The sequence below is a fragment of the Paraburkholderia caledonica NBRC 102488 genome (genome assembly GCF_000685095.1).
Taxonomy (GTDB): domain Bacteria; phylum Pseudomonadota; class Gammaproteobacteria; order Burkholderiales; family Burkholderiaceae; genus Paraburkholderia; species Paraburkholderia caledonica.
In genome coordinates this window covers 16627-28279 of the sequence record NZ_BAYE01000020.1, presented here as the reverse complement: position 1 = coordinate 28279, position 11653 = coordinate 16627, and the positions used below count along the sequence as shown (strand labels likewise).

Annotated in this window: 10 protein-coding genes; 8 read left to right on the top strand and 2 right to left on the bottom strand. The window is 62.2% G+C overall.

Annotation, left to right across the window (positions count from 1 at the left end):
* Nucleotides 1-54 precede the first annotated feature (54 nt).
* From BCA01S_RS27975 to BCA01S_RS27950, 6 genes are all read left to right on the top strand, one after another.
* Complete coding sequence (locus BCA01S_RS27975) at nucleotides 55-1614, top strand: S53 family peptidase (RefSeq protein WP_027779733.1); 1560 nt, start codon at nucleotides 55-57, stop codon at nucleotides 1612-1614.
* A gap of 54 nt (nucleotides 1615-1668) precedes the next feature.
* Complete coding sequence (locus BCA01S_RS27970; RefSeq protein WP_027779732.1) at nucleotides 1669-3324, top strand: S10 family peptidase; 1656 nt, start codon at nucleotides 1669-1671, stop codon at nucleotides 3322-3324.
* A gap of 162 nt (nucleotides 3325-3486) precedes the next feature.
* Complete coding sequence (locus BCA01S_RS27965) at nucleotides 3487-4125, top strand: hypothetical protein (RefSeq protein WP_027779731.1); 639 nt, start codon at nucleotides 3487-3489, stop codon at nucleotides 4123-4125.
* Between the two features lie 153 nt (nucleotides 4126-4278).
* Nucleotides 4279-4638 carry a hypothetical protein gene (locus tag BCA01S_RS27960; protein WP_027779730.1) on the top strand — a complete coding sequence of 120 codons (360 nt, stop codon included), beginning with the start codon at nucleotides 4279-4281 and terminating at the stop codon, nucleotides 4636-4638.
* Between the two features lie 286 nt (nucleotides 4639-4924).
* On the top strand, nucleotides 4925-5071 hold the full coding sequence (locus BCA01S_RS38620) for a hypothetical protein (protein WP_169740544.1): 147 nt from the start codon (nucleotides 4925-4927) through the stop codon (nucleotides 5069-5071).
* Between the two features lie 5 nt (nucleotides 5072-5076).
* Nucleotides 5077-5343 (top strand): RNA-binding protein, encoded by a 267-nt coding sequence (locus BCA01S_RS27950; protein ID WP_027779729.1) that lies wholly within the window; start codon nucleotides 5077-5079, stop codon nucleotides 5341-5343.
* Between the two features lie 140 nt (nucleotides 5344-5483).
* Here the strand turns inward: BCA01S_RS27950 and nadE are convergent, their stop codons facing one another.
* Nucleotides 5484-6344: an NAD(+) synthase gene (nadE, locus tag BCA01S_RS27945; protein ID WP_027779728.1), complete on the bottom strand. Its 861-nt coding sequence runs from the start codon at nucleotides 6342-6344 to the stop codon at nucleotides 5484-5486.
* Between the two features lie 268 nt (nucleotides 6345-6612).
* On the opposite strand from nadE, the gene BCA01S_RS27940 reads away from it, so the two are divergent.
* Nucleotides 6613-7617, top strand: coding sequence for a L,D-transpeptidase (locus BCA01S_RS27940; protein ID WP_027779727.1), 1005 nt, complete (start codon nucleotides 6613-6615; stop codon nucleotides 7615-7617).
* Between the two features lie 64 nt (nucleotides 7618-7681).
* Here BCA01S_RS27940 and BCA01S_RS27935 read toward each other — a convergent pair whose 3' ends face one another.
* Nucleotides 7682-9241 (bottom strand): ABC1 kinase family protein, encoded by a 1560-nt coding sequence (locus BCA01S_RS27935; protein WP_027779726.1) that lies wholly within the window; start codon nucleotides 9239-9241, stop codon nucleotides 7682-7684.
* A gap of 586 nt (nucleotides 9242-9827) precedes the next feature.
* Between BCA01S_RS27935 and BCA01S_RS27930 the strand changes: the two genes are divergently transcribed.
* Entirely contained in the window at nucleotides 9828-11249 is a 1422-nt protein-coding gene (locus BCA01S_RS27930; RefSeq protein WP_027779725.1) for a UbiA family prenyltransferase, read from the top strand.
* Nucleotides 11250-11653 lie beyond the last annotated feature (404 nt).

The window sequence follows — 11653 nt, the reverse complement described above, 5'->3', positions numbered from 1 at the left end:
CCCCGCCAGTCCCTCGTGCATCCGGCGCCGTCACGCCAACAGGAGAGTCGACACATGGCCACCAAGCACCCGCTGCCCGGAAGCGAGCGAACGGTAGAACAAGGTTCGAAACTCATCGGAGCTTGCGATCCGTCGGAAAAGATCGAGGTTTTCGTTATGCTGCGCCGCCAGCAGCAGGCGCAGTTCGACGCGCTGATGAGACGCATAGAAGCAGGCGACCCGAACGTGGAACCGCTGTCGCGTGAGACGTTGGCAAAAGACTATGGCGCTGCCCCGGACGACATCGCCAAAGTCAAGGCATTCGCGGCTGCGCACGGCCTGAGCGTGGTGCGTGACGACCCGGCCGCGCGCTCCGTGCTGCTCTCGGGAACCGTCGCGCAATTTCAGAGTGCGTTCGAAGTCAAGCTTGAAAAGTATCAGCACCATACGGCCGGGGAATTTCGCGGCCGTACCGGCTCGGTCAGCGTTCCCGACGATCTGCACGGCGTCGTGGAGGCGGTGCTCGGGCTCGACAACCGTCCGCAGGCACGGCCGCACTTTCGCATCCGCCCGCCGTTCCGCTCGGCCCGGACGCATCAGGCTTCGTTCACGCCGCTCGAACTGGCGTCTCTCTACAAATTCCCCGAAGGCGACGGCGGCGGTCAGTGTGTCGGCATCATCGAACTGGGCGGCGGATATGACCCGGCTGACCTCTCGTCGTACTTCGCGAGCCTCGGGGTGCCGTCGCCCACGGTGAAGTCGGTGAGCGTCGATCAGGCGCGCAATGAGCCGACGGGCGACCCTAACGGTCCCGACGGCGAAGTTACTCTCGACATCGAGATCGTCGGCGCAATCGTGCCCGGCGCGACCATTGCCGTGTACTTTGCGCCGAACAGCGACGCGGGTTTCATCGACGCCGTCAGCCGTGCGGTGCACGATACGGTCAACAAGCCGTCGGTGATCTCGATCAGTTGGGGCGGCCCGGAATCCATCTGGACCAGCCAGTCGCTGAAGGCGTTCAACAGCGTGCTGCAAACCGCAGCCGCGCTCGGCGTGACGGTCTGCGCCGCGTCGGGCGATAGCGGATCGAGCGACGGCGCGGGCGCGGGAGACCAGGTCGATTTCCCGGCGGCGAGTCCGTATGTACTCGCGTGCGGCGGCACGAGCCTGAGCGCATCGGGTACGTCCATCACGCATGAGGTGGTCTGGAACGACGGCCCGCAAGGCGGTGCGGGCGGCGGAGGCGTGAGTGGCGCCTTTTCGTTGCCGGCCTGGCAGGAGGGCCTGTCGGTTGCCCTGTCGAAGGGAGGCAAGAAGCCGCTCGCGAAGCGCGGCGTGCCCGATGTCGCGGGCGACGCCTCGCCGCTGACCGGCTACACCGTGCTCGTCGCGGGCACACAAACGGTGGTCGGCGGCACGAGCGCGGTAGCGCCGCTGTGGGCCGCGCTGATTGCCCGCATCAACGCGGCGAAAGGCAAGCCGGCGGGCTTCGTGAACCCGAAGCTGTATAAGGCGGCGGGCGTCTGCAACGACATCACACAGGGCAATAACGGCAGCTTCGCGGCGTCGGCGGGCTGGGACGCCTGTACGGGACTCGGCAGCCCCAATGGTCAGAAAGTGGCCGGAGCACTATAGTCAGCAGGAATCCGCAGCACCGGCACAAGACGTGAACGTACCCAGGGAGTCATCATGACAAGCACAGAGTCAACGTCCGTTAGTCCGCAATCGTCGCAGAATTCTCAAACCTCGGGCACGCCTTCAGCGGCCGGTGGGAAACGCAAGGCGGCCGATCAGCCTTTCTTCGATCCGGTTGCATACGGCAACGGGCCTGACGACTCCGTAACGGCCACGGACGAGAGTGCCGCGATCACGCATCACTCGGTCACGATAGACGGCAAGAAGATCAATTACACGGCAACGGTGGGCCATCTCGTGATCGTCGATCCGAGCAGTTCGGAACCCGCCGCGCGGATGTTCTACGTCGCGTTCACGCAAGACAACCAGAAAGAGGAAACCCGGCCGCTCACCTTCTTCTATAACGGCGGACCGGGCTCGTCCGCGGTGTTCGTGCTGCTCGGCTCGTTCGGACCGCGCCGCATCAAGACGTCGATGCCGAACTTCACACCGCCCGCGCCCTACACGATAGAAGACAACCCCGACAGCCTGCTCGACAGAAGCGATCTGATCTTCATCAATCCGGTCGGCACTGGCTATTCGGCGGCTATCGCGCCGAAGAAGAACCGCGATTTCTGGGGCGTCGACCAGGACGCGGATTCGATCGCGCAATTCATCAAGCGCTTTCTGACGAAGAACAATCGCTGGAATTCGCCGAAGTACCTGTTCGGCGAGTCGTACGGTACGGCGCGCAGTTGCGTCGTCGCCTACCGGCTGCACGAGGGCGGTGTCGATCTGAACGGCATTACGCTGCAATCGTCGATTCTCGACTACACGCAGGCGGGCAATCCCGTCGGCGCGCTGCCCACGGCCGCCGCCGACGCGTGGTATCACAAGAAGCTCGGCATCGCGCCGCGGCCGACCGATCTGGGCGCATTCGCTGAAGAAGTCGCGCAGTTCGCGCGCACCGACTACCTGGCGGCGCTGCGCAAATTCCCGACCACCGATTCTGCGACGGTCGAGAAACTCGCCGAATACACCGGCATCGACAAGACGACCTTGCTTGCATGGAGTCTCGATGTCGCGTCGTACGACAGCCGCGGCAATTCGCTATTTCTGACCACGCTGCTCAAGCCGCAAGGTCTCGTGCTTGGCGCATACGACGGCCGGGTCACCGCGATCGGAACCGGCATAGCCGGCAAGGTCGATCCCAATTCGGGCGGCAACGACCCGACCATGACGGCGGTTTCGGGCGTCTACACGACGATGTGGAACGTCTATCTGAACGAGCAGTTGAAATACACGTCGAACTCGGCGTTCACGGACCTCAACGATCAGGCATTCCAGTTCTGGGACTTCAGCCATATCGACCCGACAGGTGCTCAAAAGGGCGTGGACGACAAGGGCAACGTGATTCTGTACACGGCCGGCGATCTGGCGGCCGTCATGGCACTCAATCCGGACCTCAAAGTGCTGTCGGCAAACGGCTTCTACGATTTCGTCACGCCGTTCTATCAGACTGTGCTCGACCTGCAGCAGATGCCGCTGCTCAGTCAGCAGGTTCGGCAGAACCTTTCGGCGCGCTTCTATCCGTCGGGTCACATGATTTATCTCGACGGCGGCTCGCGTACCGCGTTGAAGGCGGATCTCGCGGCAATGTACGATTCGGCGGTGGCGAACACCGAGGCACTGAGCCGTATTCGGGCGTTGCAGGCTCGCGTGGCACAGTAGGTTGGGCAGTGGTGGGTCCGCGGCGGCATTGCGTCGCCGTGGAAGGTCCATCGCGACGCATGTCGTGTATCCGGCGGGCAAGCATTTTTTTCGCATGCGTATTGAATGTGTTTTAATTACCTTGCGAATTGACTATTGCGTGCCTCGCAGGCGCGCCGACGAATGAACGCAGACATTGCAGACAGGCGTCGCAGCGGCTGTTCCAGCGACCACACAGGTAGGATCTTCAGGGCACATCTGCTCGCGCTTGCGTCCCGGCGTCCCGGCTCGTTGCGGTTCGCCATGGCGCTGAGCGCCACGGCGCTTCTCGCGTTGCGCGTTGGTGGCGCATATGCGCAGGAGGCGCGCATGCTCGACGAACGCGTTACGCAGCAATCGATCGGCGAAACGATATGCCGCCCTGGCTATGCCAGCGCGGTCGCGCCGCCGTTCGATGAACTCATGGCGCACAAAGACCGGATGCTTGCCGAGCGCGGCATCGACGCCGACGATGGCGCCGATTTCGCGCTGGACAGGCGCGTACCCGTGGTGCTCGGCGGTTCGCCGGACGCGCCTTCCAACCTGGGTCTGCTGCCGTGGGCGGGCCGCCAGGGTGAGCGCCGCAAGGCGCGTGCGGCGGTCATGCTCAAGCGCTGCGTCTGCGAAGGCACGATCAGTCTCGCGGAGGCGCAAGCGGCGATCGTCGGCGACTGGTCGGTGGTCTATTCGGGCTTCAGCCAGACCTCGTGCGACGTCAGCCGGTTGGACGTCGCCACCAGCGCCGAGAGCGGGCGAGCAGCCGGACATGGCTCACAGCCTTGAGGCTGTGTTCCCCGGAACCTGCGTGCCGGCGATCAATTTCGTTCGCATGGACCTGGCCGCGCTTGTGCAGATTGAAGAGGGTTTCTTTCGACGTGCGCCTGTGAGTCGCTTGCCGTTCATCGCGCCACCTGAACTTATTCCTGGAGAATCATCATGATCCATTCACCTCTTGCCGCGGCGACGCTTGCTGCACTGACCCTCGCATGCGCCGCAGGCAGCGCGTCCGTACTCGCCGCCGAGCCGGTTCATTGCGGTAAAGCCGACGCGCTGCAAATTCGGGGCGATGTGCCTGCAGCCATCAGCTTCGACGTGTATCGCCAGTTGCGTCCGCTGAATGCGCAACGCGTCGCGCTGTTCCAGTCTGCTGGCGAAGTGAAGCATTTACCCGATGGACTTGCGGTGTGCGAAGTCGCGGACGACGGAGTCGACGATCCGTCCGCAGTCCTGGTCGAACTGCCGCAAGGCAAGAACGCATGGTGGGTCAGCGCAGCCAACGTTCAGCAGGCTGATTGATCCTCTTGTGCTAAGCCGGGTCGCCCCGTTGCACCCGGCGTGATCACTGCGGTGATGGACGCGGCGGTCCGTTTCTTGCAGCCCGCTTTCGCATGCCGCAGGCGCGGTCCATAGCCCGGCGCACCCAAGGAGCATGCAGCCTCGCTACCCAGCGAATGTTCCACTGTTCAGGTACAGTGCACTGACTGCGTCTTTAACGCGGTGTCCCCGAGACGCCGTGACGTGCTGCATGCATGGTCGCAAGTGGCTTTCTGAAAAAGGGCCAGCCCAATTACCGGAGATTCGAATGATTGCCTTCTACCTGTCATTGGCCGCGCTTGGCGCAGCGGGCGCCGCACTCATCCGTGAACTCGCCGCCGCGCAGGCCAGACAGCGTGCCGCCTTGCGCCGCGTACAGATACATGCCGCCGACCGCAGTAGCCGCCGAGGGTAGGCCGCATGAATCTGATCGTGCGCAACATCGCGCCGTCGTGCAGCGAGCAGGAAGTGCGCGAATTCCTCCAGCGCGAACTGGGACACTACGCCCGCAATGTCGAGGTCGTCGACGCCGGTACGCCGGGCGCCTATGCCACGGTCGAACTCGACGCGCAGGTGCCGTATGTCGGCGAGGTGATCGCGCGTCAGATTCATGGCAAGCAGTTGGGCGGCATGGTGCTCGAGGCGAGCGCCGATCTTTTCACCGACGAGCCGCCACCGGAGCAGTGACTGCTGGGCCTTCCTCTGGCGTATTCCGCAGAGAAGGCGCGAGTAGGGTGCGGACGATGCGCAGAAAGAGGCGTTTCAAGACTTGAGCCGGCGGCGCGCCCAACTGGTGTTCGCAGTGTTGCTGTGCCACTCTTGCCGTCTTAGTCCGCGCTTCCAGCCTCCGGCCAATCGAACAGCGTGTACGGCAACGCGCGCTTGTGCCGCGTGATCTCGTAAAAACGCAAGATGATCTTGCGTGCCTCATCGCTTACGGATTTTCCTTCCAGGAAGTCGTCGATCGTTTCGTATGGAACGCCGTAGGCGTCTTCGTCGGGACGTTGCGGGCGCAACGCTTCGAGGTCCGCGGTCGGCACCTTGTGAGCGAGCGCGTCCGAGGCGCCCAATGCTTTCGCGACCGCACGCACCCGCCGCTTGTTGAGCCCGGCGAGCGGTAGGACATCGGCGCCGCCGTCGCCGAATTTCGTAAAAAATCCCATTAGCGACTCGGCCGCGTGGTCGGTGCCGATTACCACGCCCATGCGCGTGCTGGCTACCGCGTACTGCGCGATCATTCGTTGCCGCGCCTTGATATTGCCGTGGACGAAGTCTTCCTGCGCTTCGTCCGCGAATGGCAGTCCGCTCTGATGCAGCGACGCGAGCATCGCGTCAGCGGCGGGCTTGATGTCCACGGTCAAGGTTTCGTCCGCGCGAATAAAGGCCAGTGCCTGCTGCGCGTCGGCTTCGTCTTTCTGCTCGCCGTGCGGCAAGCGTATTGCGACGAAACGCGCGTCGTAGTTCGCGGCGCGCAGCCGCTCGACGGCCAGTTGCGCGAGGCGCCCGGCCGTAGTCGAATCGATGCCGCCGCTGATACCCAGCACGTAGGCTTTCAGGCCGTTGCTGCGCAGATAATTCGCGAGAAAAAAGACGCGGCGCTCGATCTCCGCGTTGGCGTCGAACTCTGCGGTGACGTGCATTTCGGCGGCGATGTCCGCTTGGATCGCGGCTGGATCGGTTCGCTTCATGATCTTCTGCTCCTCGCGCCCGGGCGCAATGTCAAAGAAACAACTTCGGCGCGACAGTGGCGAGCACGTAGCGGACCCGCCGGAGGTCCATCGACAGATTGCCATGCGCTGAGTAACATCCTCGTTCCGAGCGCCGCATCAACCTGCGAGCAACCAATAATAATCACATCAGTGCGAACCCGCGATGAACCATCTCAAGCGGCCTCGCCCGCCTGTATTCGTCTGTCCGACTTTTGCACGAGTCGCCGCGCAGTGCAAAGCCGGCTGTATGCCGTATGCATTTTTCTGGCCGCGCGCCACGCGTGAGTTGTATTGCGTAATTCGGTGGCTGCCTGGCCGGGTGCTATCCACCTTTGCCAGGTTGAGCAAGCTTATATGCGGCGTCGCGCTTGCCGTCTCCGCTTGTGCGGCCTTCGCTGCCGGGCCGCCCGCGGCAACGAGCGGCGCGGCGTTCTCCGTCGACGCGTCGTCCGTCGCGGCACCCGATGCGGCCGGCGGCGTGGACCCGCGCCGGGCATTCGCGTTGCGCGATGTATTCGCCCGCCACGTCACGCGACGGCTCAATGTGCCGGCCTCCGAGCAGCGCGCCTACGCCGCTCGTCTGCAAGCGGCGTTGCGCGAGCACGAGCTCGGCGAACTGTCCGGAGAATACGTCGTCATGGTCGACCGCAATGCGAACGTGCAGGCGCTGCTGATCTACTTTCGCGCGGCGCCCGCCGACACCTGGCAGATGATCGGCGCGTCGCCCGTGTCCACCGGACGGCCAGGCGAGTACGACCACTTCGTCACGCCGCTCGGCGTGTTCGAGCACACGCCGTCCAACATGGATTTCCGCTCTGAAGGCACCGAGAACGAGAACCATATCCGCGGCTACGGCAAGCGTGACATGCGCATTTTCGATCTGGGCTGGGCGCAGGCAGAGCGTGGCTGGGGCAAGGGCGGGATCTCGCAGATGCGATTCCAGATGCACGCTACCGACCCCGACCGGCTGGAGCCGCTGCTCGGCGTGCGCCACTCGAAGGGTTGCGTCCGGATCCCCGCATCACTCAACACTTTTCTGGATCATTACGGGATCCTCGACGCGGAATATGAGGCGCTCGTCGACTCGGGCAAATCGCTGTGGGTGTTGAAGAGCGATCGGCAGATCATGCCGTGGGCGGGGCGGTATATCGTCGTGGTGGATTCTGCGCGCAAGGCCCGTCCGGCGTGGGCGCCGGCGCCTGACGCAAGGACGCGCGCCAAAGTGCCGGCAGCGGCGGACACGGCGGATTGATGTGCGGCGTTTGGTCGGCGGTCAGCGTCTCGAGCGCCATGCGATCCGCGCATTAGTGCATCCATCAACGCATCAGCAACATCGTGCCCGCGCCAAGGATTCCACCGCACAAAGCGCACGCCCACAACAGCGCCCGCGTACGTCGGTATTCGCGACTGATGTCGGCGAGCAGTTGGGCGTTTTGCCGCGGCGTGCGCGCGCGGTCGTGTTCGTGCTGCAGATAGCGCACGGCCAGTTGCGGCACGCGTGGCAGCATATGGGCGAGATGCGGTAGCTCGTGTGAAATGCGCTGGAACCAGCCGCGATGATCGACGTCGCGCCGCGCGATGTCCGCGAGCACGCGCCGTGCGATGTTCCATGTATCGACGCCCGGATGCAGCGCGCGCGCCAGCATCTCCGCCTGATGGAACGATCGTTGCGCGGTAGCGAGCCGGCCGGAAACAACCCCGTCGAACGGAAGCACCGCGTGCAGCAGTTGGTGGAAGAGCGACCCGGCGGAGCGGTCTTGCGCAGCCGCCGCAAAATGCGCTTCGGCTCGGGTACGCAATTCAGCTTCGAGCATTTCGGGGCGAGTCTGATGCGGCACATGCCCGGCGTCGCGGTGCAGTTCGGCGAGCCGGCCGTAGTCCTGCTCGAACAGGGCGGTCGCGCCATGAACGAAGAACTCGCGCTCGCCGGTCGAGAGGCTGGACATGATCGAAAATTCCGTCAGCACGAGTCGTCCTGAAGAATCGGGCTCGATGCTTACGCGAACCCGTCGCGCGTCAAGCGTCGCGTGAAAGAAGCCGTGTTCGAATGCCTGCTCGGTCACCACTTCCACAATGTGCGCAGCGAGCGGTGCGAGCTTCACCTGATGCGCATGCAGACCGCTCAGGTCGGTAGCCGGCAGCGTGTCGATGCGCTGCACAGTGAGCGTGTGACTGGTGCAAAGATCCCAGATCACGTCCGGTACGACGAGGCGCGTGTCGCCCGCGAAATGATGGCCCGTCTGGCTCAGGTTGGCGGCTTCAGCGCGTAGATCGAAGCGGCGCTGAATCTCGTCCGCGAAGGTTTGAGCCAGCGCCCGCAGCCGCAGGCGGCGCGCGGTGCTCGACAGCTTTTCCAGCCAGCGGGCGACCCAGCGCAGAAGCGCAAGCTCGTCGCCGATCTGTTGCAACTGGCCAGCGCGCAGCAATTTGATTGCCACTTCGCGATGACCGTTGACCGGCATCAGCAATCGCGCGAAATGCGTCTGTTCGGCGAAACCGCTGCGCACCGGTATCAGGTCGACCGCGCTGAAGAGGGCGGCGAGCGGCCGGCCGAACGCTCGAGTCAAGGCTTCCTCGGATTCGCGCGGCGGCAGCGGCGTTTCCATATGATCGATCGCGTCGATCGCGTCGTGCAATGTCGAGGTTGCCAGTTCAGGGTGCTCGACCAGCGTCTTCGCGAACTGGCCCGCAAGCGGGCCGAGCGCGGGCAGCAGGCTGTGAACACTGCGCGCGCTGCGTGTCGACGAATGCACGCGGCCGACGAGCTCGGCCAACCAGTGCAGCTTGCGATTGGCTGGAGCGGCAAGCCAGATCAGGCGCGCGCCGTAACGCAGTGCGTGGCAGAGCAGGAGTAAGCGGCGAAACAGTGGGGGCATCGGCAGTTCGATTGGCGGCAATGCGGCGCACAAGAACTGGGCGCCGTGTGGCCAGGACAATCAGATTATCAGGAATGCGCGCCGGCGGGCGCATCTGCGAACCGGCAGCTCGGTCTTGCCAGGGAGTCAGCGTGCTGAACGCGTCGGTCTCGCCATGCGCTCTATGGTGATCGCATCTGACCATTGTTCAATCTTCAACGCTGGTCTTTCTGGAAGCCAGCGAGGCTCGCGATTCGCTGAATGATTCGGTATCGAGCACATGTAGGAAGAACGAACGAAGCTCATGACCCACACAAGCGATACGTGTGAGCGCCGCTGTTTTTTTAGGAGAACAGTTCTCGAAATAATGTTCGCGCCGGCGACGGCGGAGAACATACATCCGCCACGATGCTATGGCGGAAAACTTAAGGAAACCTGAAGGAAATCGCTTTGCAGCCTTTATGACAGTTTTTTTAACGACGCAGTGACAAATGTGTTCTGGCGCACAGTTTGGAACAACTAGACCACTATTCTCGAAGAGGGAAGTGTAAGCAGTGCGCGTTGCGTGAACGTATCGAGCATCCAAACACATTCACACGAGGAAATGATGGCCGAAGCGAGCGTACCCCTTTGTGTCGATCTCGATGGCACGCTGACGAGCACCGACCTCCTGGTGGAATCGTTCCTCGTGCTTGTTAAACGAAATCCGCTGTATGCGTTCTTATGCATTGGCTGGCTGTTGCGCGGTAAGGCGCATCTGAAGGCCCAGATCGCACAGCGTGCCGCCATCGACGTGACGTTGCTTCCTTATAACGCGCGCCTCGTGGCGTTTCTGCGAGAAGAACGGTCGTGTGGCAGAGACCTATATTTATGCACCGCTGCAAACCGCAAGTTCGCTGAAGAGATAGCGACGTATTTCGGGTTCTTTAAAGGGATTCTGGCGAGCACTGACGCCCACAATCTGTCGGGTGTTCACAAGGCGTCTGCGTTGTCCGAAGAATTCGGTCCGCACGGTTTCGACTATTGCGGCAACGCGCTGTGTGACGTGCCGGTCTGGAAGCAATGTAGACGGGCGATCGTTGTGGGAACGCGCCAGATCGCCGAGGCGGCCGAAATGGTCAATCACAAGGTGCTCTTCTTCGAGGATCGGCGATCGCTAATCGGCCTTACTGTCAGGGAAATGCGCGTTTACCAGTGGGTCAAGAATCTCCTGATTTTCGTGCCGCTGCTCGCATCGCACCGATTTACCGAGGGGGACACGCTGCAAGCCGAAGTCATTGCATTTTTTTCTTTCTGCTTCTGCGCTTCGTCTGTATATCTGCTCAATGACATGCTGGACCTCGACGCGGACCGACGCCATGTTCACAAGCGCGATCGGCCGTTTGCGTCGGGACAGTTATCGCTGGCTTTCGGCATGCTTCTCGGATGTGCGCTTCTTATTGCCTCTGCTGGATTTGCTCTGCTGCTGCCTTTTACTTTTCAACTGGTACTGGCCGGCTACTTTGCGACCACGCTTGCTTATTCGCTCAGGCTCAAACGGTTCATGCTTGTCGACGTCTTTGTTCTCGCGGCTCTTTACACCGCGCGCGTCGTGGCGGGCGGCGCCGCGGGCGACATTCCGCTTTCCGACTGGTTGATCATGTTTTCCATTCTGATCTTTCTGAGCCTCGCCATGGTCAAACGCTATGCCGAGCTCGACGCGCTATTGCGTGAAGAAAAAGTTTGCGCAGTGGGGCGCGGGTACGTCACCCAGGATCTGGGTATTCTGCGTTCATTCGGTACCGCGTCCGGTTACGTCGCAGTACTGGTTCTCGCGCTGTATATGAATTCGTCCGATGTACGCGCGCTTTATCGACATCCGCATGCACTCTGGTTGCTATTCGGACTGCTGCTCTTCTGGATCAGCCGTGTATGGATGTTAGCCTTTCGCGGCGAGATGCACGACGATCCAATCGTATTCACCATCAAGAACCGCCTGAGTTTGTTCGTAGTATTCCTTTGCGTGGCGACGGTGATAGCGGCAAGTTGACCTTTGAGCATTCAATCGATGCGACTGGTTTTCTTTCTTCTTTTCGTCAGCGCGCCGTCGCTATTAATGTCCGCTCGAGCAGGGCTGTGAGCAAGTCAGAAGCCCATACCTTCTTTCAAAAGTGCGGGCGCTGCGGCGCGCACTTTTCCGGCCGTAAGGTCCCCTGCTTGTGCCAGTACTTCGCGCGATATTGCGCTCAGCAGCATTGCCCGATGACGGCGATCATTGGGCTGACGTCGACTAGAGAGTTTGAGGGCAATCTGAAAGCATTCCGCATTTTGCGGCCGGAGCGGAGTCCTTTCTTCATTCTTGCGTGCGCCAACGCGCATTCGAGAGCCGGTTCCCGGCATCGCACGGTGGCAAATAACATAATCTGGGTGTACCGCAGGCAGCAAAGCGACTCG